The sequence below is a fragment of the Polaromonas sp. genome (assembly GCF_010365105.1).
Classification (GTDB): Bacteria; Pseudomonadota; Gammaproteobacteria; order Burkholderiales; family Burkholderiaceae_C; genus Polaromonas.
The window spans coordinates 49,332-68,482 of sequence record NZ_JAAFGZ010000018.1 but is presented as its reverse complement, the minus strand read 5'-3'; the positions used below and the strand labels follow the sequence as shown (position 1 = coordinate 68,482).

The 19,151-nt window shown below is 60.8% G+C and carries 16 protein-coding genes and 2 tRNA genes; 13 read left to right on the top strand and 5 right to left on the bottom strand.

All coding sequences use genetic code 11. From position 1 onward, the window contains the following. Positions 1 to 49: 49 nt before the first annotated feature. The 3 genes from GZ092_RS13325 to GZ092_RS13315 all read left to right on the top strand — a co-directional run bounded on the left by GZ092_RS13325 (position 50) and on the right by GZ092_RS13315 (position 2,660). Complete coding sequence (locus GZ092_RS13325) at positions 50 to 778, top strand: SIMPL domain-containing protein (RefSeq protein WP_293637055.1); 729 nt, start codon at positions 50 to 52, stop codon at positions 776 to 778. Between the two features lie 75 nt (positions 779 to 853). After that, the gene (locus tag GZ092_RS13320) at positions 854 to 1,813 is read left to right on the top strand and encodes a diacylglycerol kinase family protein (protein WP_293637053.1); all 960 of its coding nucleotides are present in this window, start codon (positions 854 to 856) and stop codon (positions 1,811 to 1,813) included. Positions 1,814 to 1,838: 25 nt separating this feature from the next. Further along, complete coding sequence (locus tag GZ092_RS13315; protein WP_293637131.1) at positions 1,839 to 2,660, top strand: metallophosphoesterase; 822 nt, start codon at positions 1,839 to 1,841, stop codon at positions 2,658 to 2,660. A 13-nt stretch (positions 2,661 to 2,673) separates the two neighbouring features. Here the strand turns inward: GZ092_RS13315 and GZ092_RS13310 are convergent, their stop codons facing one another. Continuing rightward, positions 2,674 to 3,117, bottom strand: coding sequence for a multidrug/biocide efflux PACE transporter (locus tag GZ092_RS13310; RefSeq protein ID WP_293637129.1), 444 nt, complete (start codon positions 3,115 to 3,117; stop codon positions 2,674 to 2,676). Positions 3,118 to 3,496: 379 nt separating this feature from the next. Continuing rightward, a complete protein-coding gene (locus GZ092_RS13305; RefSeq protein WP_293637051.1) occupies positions 3,497 to 4,087 on the bottom strand; it encodes an outer membrane beta-barrel protein in 591 nt (196 codons plus the stop codon). A gap of 252 nt (positions 4,088 to 4,339) precedes the next feature. Here GZ092_RS13305 and GZ092_RS13300 point away from each other — a divergent pair, with 252 nt between their 5' ends. The 3 genes from GZ092_RS13300 to GZ092_RS13290 all read left to right on the top strand — a co-directional run bounded on the left by GZ092_RS13300 (position 4,340) and on the right by GZ092_RS13290 (position 7,407). Next, positions 4,340 to 5,185: an N-formylglutamate amidohydrolase gene (locus GZ092_RS13300; RefSeq protein ID WP_293637050.1), complete on the top strand. Its 846-nt coding sequence runs from the start codon at positions 4,340 to 4,342 to the stop codon at positions 5,183 to 5,185. Between the two features lie 72 nt (positions 5,186 to 5,257). After that, the gene (locus tag GZ092_RS13295; RefSeq protein ID WP_293637048.1) at positions 5,258 to 6,304 is read left to right on the top strand and encodes a histone deacetylase family protein; all 1,047 of its coding nucleotides are present in this window, start codon (positions 5,258 to 5,260) and stop codon (positions 6,302 to 6,304) included. Beyond that, positions 6,304 to 7,407 carry an NAD(P)/FAD-dependent oxidoreductase gene (locus GZ092_RS13290; RefSeq protein WP_293637046.1) on the top strand — a complete coding sequence of 368 codons (1,104 nt, stop codon included), beginning with the start codon at positions 6,304 to 6,306 and terminating at the stop codon, positions 7,405 to 7,407. Before GZ092_RS13295 ends, GZ092_RS13290 begins: the two co-directional genes overlap by 1 nt. A 113-nt stretch (positions 7,408 to 7,520) precedes the next feature. On the opposite strand, the gene GZ092_RS13285 is transcribed toward GZ092_RS13290, so the two are convergent. Further along, entirely contained in the window at positions 7,521 to 8,303 is a 783-nt protein-coding gene (locus tag GZ092_RS13285) for a 3-hydroxybutyrate dehydrogenase (RefSeq protein ID WP_293637045.1), read from the bottom strand. 125 nt (positions 8,304 to 8,428) lie between these two features. Here GZ092_RS13285 and GZ092_RS13280 point away from each other — a divergent pair, with 125 nt between their 5' ends. From GZ092_RS13280 to rimO, 5 genes are all read left to right on the top strand, one after another. After that, the gene (locus GZ092_RS13280; protein ID WP_293637043.1) at positions 8,429 to 9,352 is read left to right on the top strand and encodes an alpha/beta hydrolase; all 924 of its coding nucleotides are present in this window, start codon (positions 8,429 to 8,431) and stop codon (positions 9,350 to 9,352) included. Between the two features lie 28 nt (positions 9,353 to 9,380). Then, complete coding sequence (locus GZ092_RS13275) at positions 9,381 to 11,651, top strand: bifunctional (p)ppGpp synthetase/guanosine-3',5'-bis(diphosphate) 3'-pyrophosphohydrolase (RefSeq protein WP_293637041.1); 2,271 nt, start codon at positions 9,381 to 9,383, stop codon at positions 11,649 to 11,651. 77 nt (positions 11,652 to 11,728) lie between these two features. Continuing rightward, positions 11,729 to 11,805: transfer RNA gene (locus GZ092_RS13270), tRNA-Val, on the top strand. A 284-nt stretch (positions 11,806 to 12,089) separates the two neighbouring features. Then, a complete protein-coding gene (gene phaR, locus GZ092_RS13265; protein ID WP_293637127.1) occupies positions 12,090 to 12,581 on the top strand; it encodes a polyhydroxyalkanoate synthesis repressor PhaR in 492 nt (163 codons plus the stop codon). A gap of 80 nt (positions 12,582 to 12,661) precedes the next feature. Further along, on the top strand, positions 12,662 to 14,080 hold the full coding sequence (gene rimO, locus GZ092_RS13260; RefSeq protein ID WP_293637039.1) for a 30S ribosomal protein S12 methylthiotransferase RimO: 1,419 nt from the start codon (positions 12,662 to 12,664) through the stop codon (positions 14,078 to 14,080). A 127-nt stretch (positions 14,081 to 14,207) separates the two neighbouring features. Here rimO and GZ092_RS13255 read toward each other — a convergent pair. Continuing rightward, a tRNA-Leu gene (locus GZ092_RS13255) sits at positions 14,208 to 14,289 on the bottom strand. A 292-nt stretch (positions 14,290 to 14,581) separates the two neighbouring features. Between GZ092_RS13255 and rnr the strand changes: the two genes are divergently transcribed. Together rnr and GZ092_RS13245 are read left to right on the top strand one after the other, a co-directional pair. Then, positions 14,582 to 16,885 (top strand): ribonuclease R, encoded by a 2,304-nt coding sequence (rnr, locus tag GZ092_RS13250; RefSeq protein ID WP_293637125.1) that lies wholly within the window; start codon positions 14,582 to 14,584, stop codon positions 16,883 to 16,885. Positions 16,886 to 16,926: 41 nt separating this feature from the next. Next, positions 16,927 to 17,496 carry a YggT family protein gene (locus GZ092_RS13245; RefSeq protein ID WP_293637037.1) on the top strand — a complete coding sequence of 190 codons (570 nt, stop codon included), beginning with the start codon at positions 16,927 to 16,929 and terminating at the stop codon, positions 17,494 to 17,496. On the opposite strand, the gene GZ092_RS13240 is transcribed toward GZ092_RS13245, so the two are convergent. Then, positions 17,493 to 19,055, bottom strand: coding sequence for an NAD(P)H-hydrate dehydratase (locus GZ092_RS13240; RefSeq protein WP_293637036.1), 1,563 nt, complete (start codon positions 19,053 to 19,055; stop codon positions 17,493 to 17,495). The two genes, GZ092_RS13245 and GZ092_RS13240, sit on opposite strands and share 4 nt — an antisense overlap. Positions 19,056 to 19,151 lie beyond the last annotated feature (96 nt).

Here is a 19,151-nt window from a genome sequence, read left to right as displayed (position 1 = left end):
GCTTTCGACGGCTTGAGTGTTTTTTTGTCTTCGTGAAAGGTAATCCAATATGTTAACTGCTACTAAATCAATAGCTGCATGTGCTATTGCACTGTGCGCAAATGGCGTTTTTGCTCAAAATATGACGAATGAGACGCTGAAAAACGTGGCCCAGCTTTCGGCCAGCGGTTCGGTCGAGGTACAGCAGGACCTGTTGTCGATTTCCTTGACCACCAGCCGCGATGGCCCCGATGCCGCTGCTGTGCAAACGCAGCTCAGGCAAGCGCTTGACGCCGCGCTGACGCAGGCCCGCCAGGCCGCATCGCCTGGCCAGATGGACGTGCGCACCGGCAACTTCAGCCTGTACCCGCGCTACAGCAAGGACGGCAAAATCAACGGCTGGCAGGGCTCGACCGAACTGGTGCTCGAAGGCAAGGATTTTCCGCGCATCACCGGCACGGCCGGCAAGATACAGACCCTGAGTCTGGGCAATGTCAGTTTTGCCTTGAGCCGTGAACAACGCGCCCGGGTGGAGGGCGAGGCGCAGGCGCAGGCCATCGAGCGTTTCAAGGCCAAGGCGAACGAGGTGTCCAGCGCTTTCGGCTTCGGCGGCTATGCCTTGCGCGAGGTCTCGATCAACACCAACGACCAGGGCCCGATGCCGCGCCAGCGTGCCATGGCCATGAGTGCCAAGTCCGAAATGGCCGACGCGCCGGTGCCGGTCGAGGCCGGCAAGAGCACTGTGATGGTCAATATTTCGGGGTCCGTGCAGATGCTGACCTCGCCGGCCCGTCCTTAGGCCAAGCCCGGGGACCGGCCTGAAAAGCGGATTTGGCTGACAGCTTGGACCATACCGCCGGTTTATTCTTCCGGCATGACTGACACCCAGGAAATCGCCCGCCACGGGCCGCTGTTCATCGTCTTCAACGCGGGCTCCGGCCATCGCGATGCCGACGAGGAAAAGCAGACCATCAGCCGCGTGCTGCAGGAAGGCGGACGTGAATTTGAATTCCTGCAATGCGAAGGCAGCGAGTCCATGGATACGCTGGCCCGCCGCGCGGTGGGCCAGGCGACGGCACGCCACGGCGTGGTGGTCGCTGCAGGCGGCGACGGCACGATCAATGCCGTCGCCAATGCCGTGCTTGGCAGCGGCTGCCCTTTTGGCGTGATTCCCCAGGGCACCTTCAATTATTTCGGCCGGGACAATGCGATTTCGCAGGACAGCGGCCAGGCCGCCCAGGTTCTGCTGCGTGGCCGTTTAATGCCGGTCCAGGCCGGCAAGGTCAATGGCCGGCTGTTTCTGGTGAATGCCAGCGTAGGCCTTTATCCCAAGCTGCTGGAAGACCGCGAAGCCTGGAAGCAACAGTTCGGGCGCAGCCGCTTTGTGGCCTTGGTTTCGGGCATCGCAACGCTGCTGCAGGCCCGGGGTCAGCTTGACCTGCGCATTGAATCGGCTGGCCGGGTCACGTCCTTGCGCACGCCCACGCTGTTTGTCGGCAACAACCGGCTGCAGCTTGCCCAGGCCGGCATCGATGCACAGCAAGCCGGGGCCGTAGGACAGGGGCAACTGGCTGCGGTGGCGGTTCGCCCTATAGGCACGCTGGCGCTGTTTGGCCTGTTGCTGCGCGGCGTTCTCGGGCGGCTAGGGGAAGCCGAAAACATCCGCAGCTTTTCCTTTCGCCGCCTGACGGTCACGCCGCGCAGAATGAAACGCATCAAGGTGGCGACCGACGGAGAAATCTTCTGGACGCGGACGCCGCTGGTTTTCGAGGTGGCGCCCGAGTCTTTGCTGCTGCTGGTGCCAATGCCGGACGACGAGGCGGTGATTGAATGAACAAAGTCCTGCGCCGGGCTGGCGCATGAACACCCTGCTGCAAATTTCCGATCCGCACTTCGGCACCGCCCAGCCGGCTGTGATGCAGGCGCTGGCGCAACTGGCCAGGGCGAAGCGGCCCGACGTGCTGGTGCTGTCCGGAGACATCACGCAACGTGCCCTTGCGTCGCAGTTTGCCCAGGCGCGTGCTTTTTGCGACAGCCTGGCGATTGCGCAGTGGCTGGTCATACCGGGTAATCACGACATACCGCTGTTCAACCTGTACCAGCGGCTGTTCACGCCGTATGCACGCTTGCGCCAGGCTTTCGGCCCGGTGCTGGAGCCGGTGCTGTCCACGCCCTGGCTGCATGTCATTGGTGTGAAGACAACGCGCCGCTGGCGGCACAAGAACGGCGAGGTGTCTGGCGCGCAAGTCGAGCGGGTGGTGGCCGAATTGCAGCGTTCCGAGCCGGGGCAATTGCGCATCGTCGTGGTCCACCAGCCGGTGCATGTGATGCATGCCGAGGACCAGCATGACCGCCTGCGCGGCTGGGAACCGGCCGTGCGGGCCTGGTCAAGGGCAGGCGCCGACATTGTCATGGGCGGGCATATCCACCTGCCTTCGCTGTGCGACCTGTCGACGCGCCTTGCGGGCCTTGAGCGCCGGCTCTGGTGCGTTCAGGCGGGCACTGCGCTGTCCAGCCGCGTGCGTGCGGGCATCCCCAATTCGGTCAATCTGTTGCACTGCCATGGCCCTGGCGAGACGCCTTGGTGCCGCCTGGAGCGCTGGGATTTTCAGGCGGCCAGTGGCTGTTTCGAATGCGTCGAGTCCAGCGAGTTGACGCTTGGAAACCGGGGTATGGGCTGATGCGCTGTCAGGCTCAAGCCCTGGCGCGCCGGATTTTTCGGGCGATAAGGCGTGCCCGCAGCACGTCGTAGGTCCAGTTGAAGAAAAACGTGTACGGCAAAAAGAACAGCGCAATGCCGATGTCCAGCACGAAAGCCTGCCACAGGCCGATGCCCAGCCACCACGCAGCCAGCGGCACGATGGCCAGCAGCAGCCCGATTTCAAAAAGCACTGCATGAACGGCGCGAGCCGCCACCGTGCGGTCAAAGCCCATGCGGCGTTGCGTGCGGTCGAACAGAAAATTGAAAATCATGTTCCAGCTCATCGCGATGAGCGAAATCATCAACGTCAGCCATCCGATGTGGGCCAGTGGGTAACCCAGCAGCCAGGCACCCAGCGGCGCGCATATGGCAATGGCCAGCACCTCAAACAACAGGGCCTGGAAAAAACGTTCACTGACTGACTTGTCGGGATGCATGGGGGCGGAATTCTGTTCTGGAGTCAAGGAGGATCGGGAAAGCGGGAAGAGCGGGAACCTCGCGTATTTTCGCTGATCGGGGCACTGCGTCCGAAATGCAGCGGGCCAGTCGGATTTCACTGCTGCATTTGATTTCGTTTCCAAATCAATCAGAGATTTGGAGCGAAGCCTCGGGCCGTGCGATGGCGCGGCAAGGTGAAGCAGGGGCATGCCGGATTGATTTGGAAATGAAATGACAGCCAAAACTGCCATTCCCGCAGCATGCATGGCAATGTATTGCTATGTATTCAATAGCGATATACAAGTGGAAAAGCCAAAGGCCTGCAAGCCAATGGTTTGCAGGCCCGGTATTCCCGGCGTCAGCCGGTGGGTACAAAGCTTAGAAGCGGTAGCGCAGGCCAACCGTGGTGGCGTTGACGCGGTCTCGGCCATCGCCGGCAAACTTCAGCCTGTGCTCGTCATACTGAAGTACGGCAGACAGTTGCGGATTGAAGGAATATTCCGCGCCAATGCCGTACGAGACGCCAAAACCGTTTTCCTTGCCCGACGTGACACCCGAGCCCGGAAAGGCCGACACATCGGTGCGGCCATAGGTGGTGCCAAGCTTGCCAAACAGGTTGAATGACTGGGTGATCGGTGCCCGACCGACCAGGCTCAGGTTGAAGCCCTCGGCCTTTGTGTCGCCGCCCGCCCGGGCTATCTTGCCGAAATTGGTGTAGCCCAGTTCAAGCCCGAAGTTTGGCGTGAAGAACGTGCCGGTGTAGATGTTGTAGACCGTGTCGGTGTCATCCGATGCGAAAAGCCTGGAGCCATTGCCCAGCGAGTAATTCGACGAACCCAGGTTCAAACCCACATAACTGGCTCCGGGAGAATACAAGGCGTAATTGCTCTGGGCCTGGACACCTGCGGCAGCCGTCAATGCAGCGACCGACAGAACGGCGGCTGCAAAGCTGCGGTTGAATGATTTCATGATGTTCCTTCGGTGGTGAATAAAGTGAAGCTGCAGGGTAGGAGCAGAACTTCAGGCGCTTGTTCCCGATTAATTCTAGAGAAACGAATCCTTGCAACTGTGGGGTCAACAGGCAAGTTTTTGTAGGACAAAAGGCTGGCTTCAATAGGTTTTGCAGAAAGGACCGGCTGGCCACAGCTTATTTTCGCCAGCCTCCGGATCTACCTTTAAGGTGGTTGCGCGCAGCGCGAAGGCTGCTGATAAAGTCGCAACATGCAGTTCATCACCCATGTTCCCGGCCGCAGTGCGCTGGTCCTTGACTCGCCCCACAGCGGTGTGGTTTATCCCCCGGACTTCCTTTACACCTGCGAAACATCGATTCTGCGCAAGGCCGAAGACACGCATGTTGAAAAGCTCTACGACTTTGCGCCCGGCCTGGACGCGCACTGGATCGAGGCGCATTTCCCGCGCAGCTACCTGGATGCCAACCGCAACACCACGGAACTTGATGTTTCGCTTCTGGACGAGCCCTGGCCTGATCCGGTCGCCACCGATCCGGTCGTGCTTTCCAAGGTGCGGCTCGGCAAGGGGCTGATCTGGCGCACCACGGATGACGGCTTGCCGATCTACCAGCGCAGGCTGTCGGTGGAAGAAGTGATGCATCGCATTGAAGATTGCTGGAAGCCTTACCACGCGGCCGTGGCCGGGGCGATTGATGCGGCGCATGCTGGACATGGCTACAGCCTTCATGTCAACTGCCATTCGATGCCGGCGATCGCCTCCAGCCACGCAACCAACTTTCCAGGCGAAAAGCACGCCGACTTTGTCGTTGGGGACCGTGACGGCAGCACCGCCAGCCCGGCCTTGTCCCAACGGGTCTGCGCGCATCTGACGGCGCTGGGCTACCACGTGGCTTACAACCATCCGTACAAAGGCGTGGAACTGGTGCGGCGGTACAGCGACCCGGCAGCGCAGCGGCACAGTATCCAGCTGGAAATCAACCGCAAGCTCTACATGAACGAGGAAACACTGGAGTTGACAGCCGGTTTCGACACGCTGAAGGCGCATCTGCGAACGCTGGTCGAGATGCTGCTCAAGACCGATCCCCGGCAGCTGTGACCCTGCCATGCTGCCGAAAGGTCTGTCTTTTCTCAAACGGGCCTTGCTTTTCGTATTTCCGGATGACAAGCAATGATCACCTTTTTCAATGACAGTCATCAGGCGCATGCCCCGGAATTCGAGTTTTTCCGGGGCGAACGCGTGGCCTGCTTTGAAACCCCGGCGCGCGCCGAATATGTCAAAGCCCGGCTCACCGAGCGTGGCCATCGCTTGCAGAGCGCTCAGGTCGATAGCCGCGCCGTGCTGGGCACAGTGCATGCGCCGCGCTACCTGGCCTTTCTGGAGCATGCCTGGGCTGACTGGCTGGCGCTGGCGACGGGCAATGAGCGCTGCCAGCCTTTTCCTTCCATCTGGCCGGTCCGCAGCCTGCGCAGTGACATCGAGCCGCTCAATTTCATCGCCCGGCTGGGCCTGTATTCCATGGACAACGGCTCGCCGCTGTCGGCGGGCACCTGGCAGGCGGCGAAAGCCGGCGCCGATGCAGCGGCCAGCGCCGCCGCTTTGGTGGCTGCGGGCCAGGGCGGCGTGCGCGCGGCCTTTTGCTGCAGCCGGCCGCCGGGGCATCATGCCGGTGCCGACTTCATGGGCGGTTACTGTTTCCTGAACAACGCGGCGGTGGCGGCGCAGTCGATGCGCGACGCCGGGGCCGGGCGCGTGGCGATCCTGGATGTGGACTACCACCACGGCAACGGCACGCAAAGCATTTTTTACGGGCGGGCCGATGTGCTGTGCGTCAGCCTGCATGGCGACCCGCTGACCGAATACCCGTTTTTTCTGGGGCATGCCGACGAGACCGGGCAAGGGGAGGGCGAAGGCTTCAACATGAACCTGCCCCTGCCTGCCGGCTGTGCTGCATCGCGCTGGTTCGAGGCGCTGGAGCGGGCGTGCCAGCGCATTGACCATTACCGCGCCGATGCGCTGGTGGTCTCGCTGGGGCTGGACACTTTCGCAGAAGACCCGATTTCGAAGTTTGCGCTCCAATCTGGCGATTTCAGCCGACTGGGCCAGCGACTGGGTGCGCTGGGTTTGCCCACGGTCTTTGTGCTGGAAGGTGGTTATGCGGCGGCTGCGCTGGGAACCAATGCGGTCAATGTGATTGAAGGCTTTGAGGAGGCTTGATGGAAAAAATCGAATGCGTGGTGATTGGTGCGGGCGTGGTGGGGCTGGCCGTTGCGCGTGCGCTGGCCTTGCAGGGCCGGGAGGTGATGGTGCTGGAGGCGGCCGACGCCATCGGCACCGGAACGAGTTCGCGCAACAGCGAAGTGATTCATGCGGGAATCTATTACCCGCAGGGCTCGCTCAAGGCTCTGCTCTGCGTGCAGGGCCGGGCCATGCTGTACGACTACTGCGCGGCGCGCGGCGTGGGCCACAGCCGCTGCGGCAAACTGCTGGTGGCCACCAGCGACGAGCAGGTGGCGCAGTTGCAAGGCATCATCAAGAAAGCCGCCGCCAATGGCGTGCATGATCTGGTGCTGATGTCGCGGGAGCAAGCCCAAACCATGGAGCCTGCGCTGCAATGCGTGGCTGCCGTGCACTCGCCCAGCACCGGCATCGTTGACAGCCATGCGCTCATGCTGGCCTACCAAGGCGACCTGGAGAACGCGGGCGGGCTTGTGGTGCTTAATTCGCCTCTTGCGCAGGCCCACTGTGCACCGGGTGCTATTACTCTGGTAGCAGGCGACGGCACCGAATTGCAGGCCAGGTGGGTGGTGAATTCGGCAGGGCTGCAGGCGCAGCCGCTGGCGCGGCGCTTTGACGGACTGCCTGCGCAGGCCGTGCCGCCCAGCTATTACGCCAAAGGGAATTACTTCACCCTGGCTGGACGCTCGCCGTTTTCCCGGCTCATTTACCCGGTGCCAGAGGCTGCGGGGCTGGGCGTTCACCTGACCATCGACCTGGGCGGGCAGGCCAAGTTCGGTCCCGATGTGCAGTGGGTCGAATCGGCCGACGACCTGGTGGTGGACCCGGCGCGCGGCGATGCCTTTTATGCCGAGGTGCGCAAATACTGGCCGGACCTGAAAGACGGCGCCTTGTTGCCGGGCTATGCCGGCATGCGCCCCAAGATCCAGTCGCCAGACGAGCCGGCAAAGGATTTCATGATCCAGGGGCCTGCCGTGCATGGCGTGGCCGGGCTGGTCAATCTGTTCGGCATCGAATCGCCGGGACTCACCAGTTCGCTGGCCATCGGTAGCCTGGTGAGCCAGATGCTCGTCGAGGCGTAGCGCCCGTCAGCACTTCAATTGCTACTGAATAAATAGCTAAAGGTGCAAGCTGGATAAGCGAAAACAGCCTTTTTTATCATAAAAAGCTGTTTCTTGGCCGTGACCTATGGGATTTATTGCGCGGTCCAGCCGCCGTCCATGTTCCAGGCCACACCCCGAATGTTGGCCCCGGCGGGCGAGCAGAAAAACACCGCCAGCGCGCCCAGTTCCTCTGGCGTGGTGAACTGCATCGAAGGCTCTTTTTCGCCCAGCAACTGCTGCTTGGCTGCTTCGTTGCTGATGCCGCCGGCCTCGGCCCGGGCATCGACCTGTTTTTGCACCAGCGGCGTCAGCACCCAGCCGGGACAAATCGCATTGCAGGTCACGCCGGACGTGGCGTTCTCCAGTGCGGTGACCTTGGTCAGGCCGACGACGCCGTGCTTGGCTGCCACATAAGCCGATTTTTCGGCCGAACCCACCAGGCCATGCACCGAAGCCAGGTTGATGATGCGGCCCCAGCCCTTGCCGCCATCGGCCGCCTGCATGGCCGGCAGCGCGAGGCGCGTCGCGTGAAAGGCGCTGCTCAGGTTGATGGCGATGATGGCGTCCCACTTTTCAGCCGGAAAATTTTCAATGCGGGCGACATGCTGGATGCCGGCGTTGTTGACCAGGATGTCGACCTGGCCGAACTCGGCTGCGGCAAACTTCATCATCGCCTCGATCTCGCCGGGTTTGCTCATGTCCGCGCCATGGTAGGCAACCTTCACGCCCAGCGCGGCCACCTCGGCTTTCGGGCCGTCCACATCGCCAAAGCCGTTGAGCATGATGTTGGCGCCCTGTGCGGCCAGGGCCTTGGCAATGCCCAGGCCGATACCGCTGGTGGAGCCGGTGACAAGAGCCGTTTTACCTTTGAGCATGAAATTCCTTCGGATGATTTACGATGGTTGACTTGAAACGAGGGCAGCGTTCGGCGCACCAGATGGCGCGAAACCTGCACGGACAATTATCAAGCTTACTCCAGCCTTTTCCTGAGACCCACACCATGACCCAGCCCAGCCTGAATCACGTGACCTGTCCCGATGCCGCTGACGGCCACCGCATGGCCTATTGGCAATGGGGCCAGCCCGACAGCCCGCATGTGGTGATGTGCGTGCATGGACTGACCCGCCAGGGCCGCGACTTCGACGTGCTGGCGCAGGCTTTGTGCGCGCAAGCCGGGCCCTTGCCCGACGGCGGCATTCGCGTCGTCTGCCCCGATGTGGCAGGCCGGGGCGAAAGCGAGTGGCTCAAGGACCCGATGGGCTACCAGGTGCCTGCTTATGCGGCAGACATGCTCGCGTTGCTGGCGCAGCTTCACGCGCAGACGCCCATCGCCACGCTGGACTGGGTGGGCACCAGCATGGGCGGGCTGATCGGCATGGTGGTGTGCGGCCAGCCGGGCTTGCCGCTGCCGGTGCCGGTGCGCAAACTGGTACTGAACGATGTCGGTCCCGCGCTGCAGTGGCAGGCGATTCAGCGCATTGGTGCCTACCTGGGGCAGGCCGGCCATTTCGATAATCTTCAGGAAGCCGCCGACGCGATGTGGACCATCTCCAGCAGTTTTGGCCCGCACACTCCGGAACAATGGCTGGCCCTGTCGAAGCCGATGGTCAGGCCGGTGGCGCCAGATGCCGCGAGCCCGCTGCGGCTGCACTACGATCCGTCCATTGCCATTCCGTTCAAGCTGGCGGACGAAGCGGGCGCGCAGCACGGCGAGGCGATGCTCTGGCAGCTTTACGATGGCATCCAGGCCGAAACGCTGGTGATACGGGGTGCGCAATCCGATCTGCTGAGCCCGGAAACCGCCCTGGCCATGACGCAGCGCGGCCCGCTCGCCAGACTGGTCGAGTTCGACGGCGTCGGACATGCGCCAACGCTGATTGCGCAAGACCAGGTCGCTGCGGTGACAGGTTTCCTGCTCCGGTGAGGAATGACAACAAGGTGACAGAGATTTCATGAAAAACAAAGCGGCGGGAACGCACATCCTTTCGGCTTCCACGGACGCGCCCAGCCCCATCGTCATGGCCACGGCAGACAACCTGGCCGATCAGCCGCACGCACTGGTGCGCGCGCGCGCTTTTGCCGAGCCGCTGATTGCCTGCGAGGTGATGGACACCGGCGAAAACGTACTGGCGCACGCCGATGCAGTGGTTGCGATTCTCAAATCCATCGGCGGCTCCGAGGCCATGCAGGCGGCCACTTACCTGGTGCACGCCTGCCAGCACCTGAACAAGCCACTGGACGTGATCGCCAAGGCTTTTGGCCCCAGCTATGCCGCACTGGCAGTGGAAACCACCAAGCTGATCTATGTGCAGCGGCAGACGCGTGCGGTGGACGGCAAGTCGCATTTGCATGACGACCCTGCTACCCAGACCGAGAACGTGCGCAGGATGCTGCTGGCGTTTTCCCGCGACCTGCGGGTGGTGATGCTGCGCCTGGCTTCGCGTCTGCAGACTCTGCGCTATTACGCGGCCAGCCGGCAGTCCGCCCCAAGGGCATTGGCGTATGAGTCGCTGCATGTGTTTGCACCGCTGGCCAACCGCCTGGGCATCTGGCAGATCAAGTGGGAACTGGAAGACCTGTCTTTTCGCTACCTGGAGCCTGAAACCTACAGGCAGATCGCCACGCTGCTTGATGAAAAACGTGCCGAGCGCGAAGTCTTCATGGAAGCCCTGCGCACGCAACTCGAACGTAACCTGAACCGCAACGGCATTGCGGCGCTGGTGCAGGGGCGGCCCAAGCACATCTGGAGCATCGTCAAGAAGATGCGAGGCAAATCGCTCGATTTTGACCAGGTACTCGACATCCGCGCCATGCGCGTGATTGCCGCCGATGTGAAGGGCTGCTATGCCGTTCTGGGCTTTGTGCATTCATGCTTTGAGCCGATAGACGGGGAGTTCGACGACTACATTGCCAAGCCCAAGGTCAACGGCTACCAGTCCCTGCACACGGTGGTCCGTGAGAAAAACGGGCGTGCGGTCGAAATCCAGATCCGCACGCAGGCCATGCACGACCATGCCGAACATGGCGTGGCGGCGCACTGGGCTTACAAAGAAGCCGGCACCAAAGGCTACGCCGGCGTTTCGGCCAGCAGCGAGTACGACGCCAAAATCGCGGTTCTGCGGCAGTTGCTGGCCTGGGAGCGGGAACTGTCCGCACCGGCCGCGCAGCGTGCCCGTGATGCCAATCAGGGCCTGTTTGAAGACCGCATCTATGTGCTGACACCCGATGCCGCCATCGTGGAACTGCCACAGGGCGCCACGACGGTTGACTTTGCCTATAGCGTTCACACCAGCCTGGGCCATCGCTGCCGTGGCGCGCGCATTGACGGCGTCATGGTGCCCCTCAACACGCCGCTGCAAAACGGTCAGACGGTTGAAGTCATCACCATCAAGGAAGGGGGTCCATCCCGCGACTGGCTCAATCCTGAACTGGGTTTCTTGTCAAGCCACCGTGCCAAATCGAAGGTGCGGGCATGGTTCAACGCGCTGGCCATGGAGCAGACCGTGGCCAAGGGCCGGGAAGCCGTTGAAAAGCTCCTGCAGCGCGAAGGCAAGACGGCCATGAAGCTTCAGGATCTGGCGCTCCAGTTGGGGTTCAAGACGGCCGACGATCTGTTCGAGGTGGTGGGCAAGGACGAGTTTTCTCTGCGCACCATTGAAACCATGCTCAGGCCTGCAGAACCTGTCCTGTCGCCAGACGAGTTTGTCCTGGCCAAAAAACCACGGCAGACCGACAAGTCCGGCACAGCTGCAAAAGGCGGCCAGGGCAGTGTGCTGGTGGTGGGGATGGATTCGTTGCTGACCCAACTTGCCAAATGCTGCAAGCCCGCGCCCCCGGATGTCATTCTCGGGTTTGTCGCGAAAGGAAAGGGCGTGAGCATCCACCGAAGCGATTGCAGCAATTTCCGCAACATGGCCAGCGGCAGTCCCGACCGTGTGATCGAGGTTGAGTGGGGTTCTGCCAAGGGTCCTGACGGATCAGTTTATCCGGTGGATGTCGCGGTGGAAGCAGCCGATCGGCAAGGTCTGCTGCGCGATATTTCAGAAGTGTTTGCCAAGGAAAAAATGAATGTGATCGGGGTGCAGACCCAGTCGGTCAAGGACAACCGCGGAGGAACCGCCTGGATGACCTTCACGGTCGAGGTGCCCCAGTCAGGCCGGCTTCATCAGGTGCTCGGCATCGTCGGCAATGTGCCCGGTGTTCGCTCGGCGCGAAGGCGGTGAATTGATTGCACTTATTTTTGCGCAGGCTTGAAAACCTGTGTTTTGCACTGCTAGAATACGAGCTTGAACAGTCCTTTAGGCGCGTAGCTCAGCTGGTTAGAGCACCACCTTGACATGGTGGGGGTCGTTGGTTCGAGTCCAATCGCGCCTACCAATTTTTTTGAATTGGTTTTCTTATTCAATGTTTCGTTCCTGTTGAGCAAAACATTGAAAAAAGATAACCCATAAATAATTGCGTAGATCAAGACATTCCTAGAATGTACCGAACCCCGCCCTCATAAGGCAGGTATTCGTCATCTCCTGGAGTCATCATTGCACAGCAACAAATCCGTTATTCCGCAAACCGTTTCACCTCCCCCGGAAAGTGAAACGGTTGCAGTTGCCAGTCTTGGCAGCAAAAGCAAAAAAACAGCTGTCGACAACGTCGAACCAGCACGCATCATCAAAAAGTACCCCAATCGGCGTCTTTATGACACCGAAACGTCGGCCTACATCACGCTCGCCGAGGTACGACGCCTGGTCATGAGCAGTACGCATTTCGTTGTGCGGGATGCAAAAACCAATGAAGACCTCACGCGCAGTATTTTGCTTCAAATCATTCTTGAAGAAGAGGCTGGTGGCGCGCCCATGTTTACTGAAGCCGTACTGTCCAACATCATTCGTTTCTACGGTGACGCGATGCAGAGCTTCATGGGGGCGTACCTTGAAAAAAATGTACAGAGTTTCATGGATCTGCAGCTGAAGATGGCAGAGCAGTCCAAAGGCCTGAGCCCGGAGATGTGGGCGCAGTTCGTGAATGCCAAGTCACCGATGATGCAGGGCATGATGGGAGCCTACGTCGAGCAATCCAAGAACGTCTTTACGCAAATGCAGGAACAGATGCAAAAGCAGAGCGAACAGATGCTGGCCGCACTCGGGTTGAAGCGCTAGCAGCCAACTGCCCAGTCGATCATTTGAAAGCGATAGACCTCGTTTTATCGCTTTTTCGCCTGCTCTGAGACAATAGAGCCATGAGCGAAGTACTTTCCCAATCTCCCCTTTCCCCTGTTGCCCCTGTCAAGCCCGCCCCGCGCGTGGGTTTCGTCAGCCTGGGCTGTCCCAAGGCCTTGACCGATTCCGAGCTGATTTTGACCCGGCTCAGTGCCGAGGGCTATCAGACCTCCAAAACCTTCGAGGGCGCCGACCTGGTCATCGTCAATACTTGCGGCTTCATTGATGATGCGGTCAGAGAAAGCCTGGATACCATTGGCGAAGCGCTGGCTGAAAACGGCAAAGTCATCGTGACAGGCTGCCTGGGCGCCAAGACCGGCGATAGCGGCGGCAATCTGGTGCGCCAGATGCACCCCAGCGTATTGGCGGTCACTGGCCCGCATGCAACACAGGAAGTGATGGATGCGGTGCACCTGAACCTGCCCAAGCCGCATGACCCTTTTGTGGATCTTGTACCCAATGCCTTTGGCATTGCTGGCATCAAGCTCACGCCCCGGCACTACGCCTACCTCAAGATCAGTGAGGGCTGCAACCATCGTTGCACCTTCTGCATCATTCCGTCCATGCGCGGCGATCTGGTGTCACGGCCTGTCGGGGATGTTTTGAACGAAGCGCGTGCGCTCTTTGAGGGCGGCGTAAAAGAGTTGCTGGTCATCAGTCAGGATACCTCTGCTTATGGCGTCGATGTGAAGTACCGTACCGGTTTCTGGGATGGCAAGCCGGTCAAGACACGGATGCTTGAACTGGTCCAGGCGCTGGGCGAAATTGCCGCGCCTTTCGGTGCCTGGGTGCGTTTGCATTACGTCTATCCGTACCCGAGCGTGGACGAAATCCTTCCATTGATGGCGACTGGCAAGGTGCTGCCTTACCTTGATGTGCCCTTGCAGCACAGTCATCCGGATGTCCTGAAGCGCATGAAACGTCCCGCCAGCGGAGAAAAGAACCTGGAGCGAATTTCGCGCTGGCGCGAGATATGTCCCGAAATCGTCATTCGAAGCACGTTCATCGCTGGCTTTCCGGGCGAAACAGAAGCCGAATTCGAGCATCTGCTTGACTTCATGCGCGTGGCAAAAATTGATCGCGCCGGATGTTTTGCCTACAGCCCTGTGCAAGGTGCCGCTGCCAATGATATTCCGGGAATGTTGCCACTGGAGGTGCGTGAAGAGCGTCGTGCGCGATTCATGGCGGTGGCCGAGGCTGTTTCAAGCCACAAACTCCAGCAGCGCGTTGGTGCGACCATGCAGGTGCTGGTAGACCACGCACCCGCCTTGGGACGAAAGGGTGGAACAGGGCGGTCCTATGCCGATGCGCCCGAGATTGATGGTGTGGTCAAACTTTTACCGCCCGAGAAAATCAGCAAGACCATGAAAGTTGGCGAATTCACGCGTGCCCGGATTGTGGGTGTACAGGGACACGACCTGATTGGCGTGCCTGTCTGAGGCCTTTGAGTCGTTGCGTTTCTTGTCAATCCCTGTATCTACAGGGATTGGATTACAAGACTCAGCAGGGTCCAGGCGAAAAAAAAGCTACTGCGTTAGCAGTAGCTTTTATAGCTTGGTGAGTTTGTGCCCGGGAGAGAACTCGAATCTCCACATCTTGCGATACACGGACCTGAACCGTGCGCGTCTACCAATTCCGCCACCCGGGCACAGCAAGCAGTTTAACATTACATTTATGGCTTATCAGGCATGTGACTGAAAATTTTCTATAGTTTTCAGAAACGTGGGACGGTGACCCCATGTTGAAGGCAAATTGAGCAGAATTTTCCATTGCCGAATCAGATAAGCCGTCCCATTGAATGGAACATCGGCTTTTCACAAATCGCGGCTAGTATCTGGTTCTAAACTGATACCAAAAAAATCGGAGCTTGCCAATTTCCATTTACAACGCGCTCTGGCTGGACAGCCTTGGCCAGCGCGATCTCATGAAAGAGACTTCTTATCAAAACAAATCTTCCCAATTCCGGCCCCGCCGCCGGACTCCTCGCTGAATTCGAGGGCATTGTGTCCGGCCACCGCGACGGTCATGGTTTCGTCCAGCGAAGCGACGGCGAGGCCGACATTTACCTGCCGCCGAACGAAATGCGCGCCGTGCTGCACAACGACCGCGTCAAGGCGCGTATCGTGCGGCATGATCGAAAGAACCGGCCCGAGGGGCGTGTCACTGAAATCATCGAACGCTCTCCCAATCCGATCATCGGCCGCCTGTTGCAGGAAAGTGGCGTCTGGCTTGTGGCTCCCGAGGACAAGCGTTACGGTCAGGATGTGCTGATTCCCAAGGGGGCAACCGGCACGGCCAAGACCGGCCAGATCGTGGTCGTGCAGTTGACCGAGCCCCCCGCCTTGTTCGGCCAGCCGGTAGGGCGTGTGACGGAGGTGCTGGGTGAAATCGACGACCCTGGCATGGAAATCGAAATAGCCGTGCGCAAATACGGCGTGCCGCACATCTTCAGCGACAACGCACTGGCACTGGCGCGAACCTTGCCCGATGCGGTCCGTCCTGTCGACAAACAGCATCGCGTTGACCTGACCGACATTGCTCTGGTGACGATCGACGGCGAGGATGCGCGCGACTTTGACGACGCGGTGTACTGCGAACCCGTGAAGGTGGGGCGCGGCAAGGGCTGGCGCCTGCTGGTGGCGATTGCCGATGTCAGCCATTACGTCGAGACGGGCAGCGCCATTGACATTGACGCCTATGACCGCGCCACCAGTGTCTATTTCCCGCGCCGCGTGATTCCCATGCTGCCCGAAAAGCTGTCCAACGGCCTGTGCTCGCTCAACCCGCATGTCGAACGGCTGTGCATGGTCTGCGACATGCTGGTCAATGCCAAGGGCGAGGTTCACGCCTACCAGTTCTATCCTGCCGTGATGCTCAGCCAGGCGCGCCTGACCTACAACGAAGTCGCGGCTATCCTGGGCAATACCCGTGGACCGGAAGCGCAGCAGCGCAAGGACATCGTGCCGCACCTGTTGCAACTGCACGAGGTGTACCAGGCCTTGCTCAAGGAGCGTGGCACCCGCGGCGCGGTTGATTTTGAAACCACTGAAACGCAAATCGTCTGCGATGAGGTCGGCCGGATCGAGAAAATCATTCCCCGAACCCGCAACGTGGCGCACCGGGTGATTGAAGAGTCGATGCTGGCGGCCAATGTCTGCTCTGCCGACTTCATCGCGCAAAGCAAGCACACTGCGCTGTTCCGTGTTCATGAAAGCCCGACACCCGAGAAGATCGAAGTGTTGCGCAACTATCTCAAGGCCGTCGGCATCGGCATGACGGTCAGCGACGACCCGGCGCCCAGCGAGTTCCAGCAAATCGCCATGGCGACCAAGGAACGGCCGGATGCGCAGCAAATCCACTCCATGCTGCTGCGTTCCATGCAGCAGGCGATTTACACGCCAATGAACGGGGGGCACTTTGGCCTGGCTTACGAGGCCTACACGCACTTCACCAGTCCGATCCGCCGGTATCCCGACCTGCTGGTGCACCGGGTGATCAAGGCCATCCTGAAAAAGACGAAATACCAGTTGCCGGTATTGCCCACGCCGGGTGAAGCGCAAGCCAAGCTGTCCAAACGACTGGCAGCCCGTGTCAAGGAACCGACTGAAAAGCCGAAGAAAGCCAGTGCCGACCAGCTGGCCTGGCAGGCAGCCGGGCTGCATTGCAGCGCCAATGAACGCCGGGCTGACGAAGCCAGCCGCGACGTGGAAGCCTGGCTCAAGTGCAAGTACATGCGCGAGCATCTGGGCGAGGAGTTTGGCGGCGTGGTCACGGCGGCAACCAGTTTCGGGGTTTTTGTGACGCTTGACGCCATGTATGTCGAAGGCCTGGTGCACATCACCGAACTGGGCGGCGAATACTACCGCTTTGACGAAGCCCGGCAGGAATTGCGTGGCGAACGCAGCGGCATGCGCTATGCACTGGGCACCCGGCTGCGCGTGCAGGTCAGCCGCGTCGATCTCGATGGCCGGAAAATTGATTTCCGCCTGGTGCACGAGGGTGAGGACAAGGCCGGGCTGTTGAGCCGTGCCATGAAAGACAAGGCCGGCGGTGCTGCGGGCGAATTGCCCCTGCAGGATCGTGTCGCCGGACCGCGGCGTGGCGGACATAGCGAGCGTGACGCGGGGAACAAGAGTAGACAGGCGCAGCCTGACAGGGCATCGCAACCCCGGGCGCGCAAGTCTGCAGCGAAAAAACCAGCCGCCGGCGCAGGACCGAAACAGGGCAAGAAGCCCCGTCGCTAGGACATCATGAACTTTTGCATGTACCAACCTGACGGGAACCTATGCTGATCCGTATCCTGGCATTCCTGCTGGAAACCGCTTTTTTCGTGCTGATTGCTGCGGCGCTTCTGCGCGCCTGGATGAACTGGCTGCGCGTCAGCATGACCGGCCAGCCCGGCAGCTTCGTGATGGCCTTGACCGACTGGCTGGTCAAGCCGCTGCGCCGCTCCCTGCCCAAGGCATGGACCAAGTCCCGCGTGGACTGGGCCAGCGTGCTGGCCGCGGCGTTGATGGCGCTGGTTTATGCGACTTTTGTGGGCTTGCTGTTTGGCGTCTTGGGCAGTGTTGGTGAAGGCGGGCTGGACTGGACGCCTGGTGTTTTTCTGATGCTGCCCCTGATTGCCGTCAAAATGCTGCTTCGCGTCGTGCTGCAAACGGTGTTCATGCTGGTCCTGGGTTATGCCATCTTGTCCTGGGTCCAGCCCGGCTCATCGGTGTATGGCCTGCTGGCCCGGCTGACCGAGCCGCTGCTGACGCCGGTCAGGCGGGTAATTCCCACCATTGGCGGCGTTGACCTGTCGGCGCTGGTTCTGCTGGTGGTGCTCCAGATCGCCATGATGGTCCTGATTTAGGCTGACGGCCCTCGGGCAAGCCTTGACGCGGTCAGGGCCATACCTGGTCTGCTTGCGCCCCAGGTATCCGCCCTCTGGCCATGTTCGAATACGGCGTTTTGGGCTGCATCCAGGCTACTCTGGCCCCGCGCCAGAAAAGCGCCGATCAATCCCGCCAGTACATCGCCGGTGCCGGCCGTGGCCAGCAGCGCATTGCCGGTCGGATTGATCAAGACGTTCTGGCCCGGTCCGGCAAGGATGGTTCCGGAACCCTTGAGCACCACCAGACAGCTGAACCGTTCGGCGAGTTGACGCGCTGTCTCAAGGCGATTTGCCTGTACCGCCGCAGCGCTGCTGCCGATCAGGCGCGCTGCTTCGAGCGGATGGGGAGTGAGCACGGTGCTGTAGCCGCGGCCATGCCGGGCCTTGAGCTGGGTTTGCAGTTGGGGGTCGGTGGCGATTGCATTGAGTGCATCGGCGTCCAGTACCAGCCGCCTGGCCGTTGACAGCACTTTTGCAAGCACGGATGCCACCGATTGGCCGCCGCCACAGCCGCACACGATGACCTGGTTCGCCATGTCCAGCGCTTCCGGCGAGCGGAACATGAATTCAGGCTGTTCCGTGTCAACGCGCAAGTCGGGCGCCTTGCCAAGCAGGGCCACGAACACCCGGCCTGCGCCTGCATGCAGGGCAGCGCTGGCGGCCAGCAATGCCGCCCCTGTCATGTGGGTGGAAACGGTCGATTCGCCTCCGATCACCGCGACATCGCCAAAGCTGCCTTTGTGGCTGGCATGCGCTGCCTTCGCGCGCGAGGTCTGGCAGGTGCGGTCTGCCCCCAGCAGCCAGGCGCAAGGTTCAGCGGCCAAGGACTGGCCGGCCGGAGGGGTGAGGCTGACCCCGAGATCATCAAACCAGACCTCGCCTGCGCAGTCCCGTCCGCTGGCGGTGAACAAGCCTGGCTTCAATGTCAATAAACTCAAGGTAAAAAGACGGTTTGCGCATGCTGCATAAGCATTGTTCGCTATGTATTTAGTAGTTTTCTTGAGGCTTGGCTTGCCCGTATCGGCATTCAGACCGGTCGGGACATCGACCGACAGCCGCAGCGCCGGACTGCATTCCATGACATCCAGCCATTCCTGCATCATGGTGCCTCCAGGCCGCGCCGGGTCGAGTACGGCGCCGATGCCGAGCAGCGCATCGATGCACAGATCGAAGCCTTGCGGCGGTTCGCTGGCCATGGCCACGCCCGCCGTCAACGCCCGCTGACGCGATGCCTGGGCATCCGGCGGGAGTTCAGTCTTGCCAGACGGCAAACCGGTCCAGGTCACGACCACGGACTTGCCCCATTGGTGCAGGTGCAGCGCCGCTTCGAAACCATCGCCGCCGTTGTTGCCCGGCCCGCACGCGATCCAGATGCAACGGGCATGCGGTGCCAATGCCAGCGCCAGGCGGGCGACCGAAAGTCCGGCGCGCTGCATGAGGGTGTGCGGGACAAGCTCGCCAGCCATCTGCTGCTCGATCAGGCGGGTGCCCGCAATGTCGTGCAGCGGATGACTTGTGAGACTGGAGATTTTTTGCATCCCGCCATTGTGCGGGTTTGCAGGTATGGCGGACCTCCAGGAGAGTGGCCGCCCTGCCAGAAAGTCGCAAAAAAGCCCGGCGAACCGGGCTTGTCA

Bases quoted from the DNA above. Each gene is read 5' to 3' on its own strand.
- GZ092_RS13290 (WP_293637046.1), top strand. From the start codon at position 6,304: ATGGAAAAAATCGAATGCGTGGTGATTGGTGCGGGCGTGGTGGGGCTG.
- GZ092_RS13285 (WP_293637045.1), bottom strand. From the start codon at position 8,303: ATGCTCAAAGGTAAAACGGCTCTTGTCACCGGCTCCACCAGCGGTATC.
- GZ092_RS13300 (WP_293637050.1), top strand. From the start codon at position 4,340: ATGCAGTTCATCACCCATGTTCCCGGCCGCAGTGCGCTGGTCCTTGAC.
- GZ092_RS13315 (WP_293637131.1), top strand. From the start codon at position 1,839: ATGAACACCCTGCTGCAAATTTCCGATCCGCACTTCGGCACCGCCCAG.
- GZ092_RS13240 (WP_293637036.1), bottom strand. From the start codon at position 19,055: ATGCAAAAAATCTCCAGTCTCACAAGTCATCCGCTGCACGACATTGCG.
- GZ092_RS13275 (WP_293637041.1), top strand. From the start codon at position 9,381: ATGAAAAACAAAGCGGCGGGAACGCACATCCTTTCGGCTTCCACGGAC.
- GZ092_RS13295 (WP_293637048.1), top strand. From the start codon at position 5,258: ATGATCACCTTTTTCAATGACAGTCATCAGGCGCATGCCCCGGAATTC.
- GZ092_RS13325 (WP_293637055.1), top strand. From the start codon at position 50: ATGTTAACTGCTACTAAATCAATAGCTGCATGTGCTATTGCACTGTGC.
- GZ092_RS13280 (WP_293637043.1), top strand. From the start codon at position 8,429: ATGACCCAGCCCAGCCTGAATCACGTGACCTGTCCCGATGCCGCTGAC.
- GZ092_RS13245 (WP_293637037.1), top strand. From the start codon at position 16,927: ATGCTGATCCGTATCCTGGCATTCCTGCTGGAAACCGCTTTTTTCGTG.
- GZ092_RS13310 (WP_293637129.1), bottom strand. From the start codon at position 3,117: ATGCATCCCGACAAGTCAGTCAGTGAACGTTTTTTCCAGGCCCTGTTG.
- GZ092_RS13320 (WP_293637053.1), top strand. From the start codon at position 854: ATGACTGACACCCAGGAAATCGCCCGCCACGGGCCGCTGTTCATCGTC.
- GZ092_RS13305 (WP_293637051.1), bottom strand. From the start codon at position 4,087: ATGAAATCATTCAACCGCAGCTTTGCAGCCGCCGTTCTGTCGGTCGCT.
- rimO (WP_293637039.1), top strand. From the start codon at position 12,662: ATGAGCGAAGTACTTTCCCAATCTCCCCTTTCCCCTGTTGCCCCTGTC.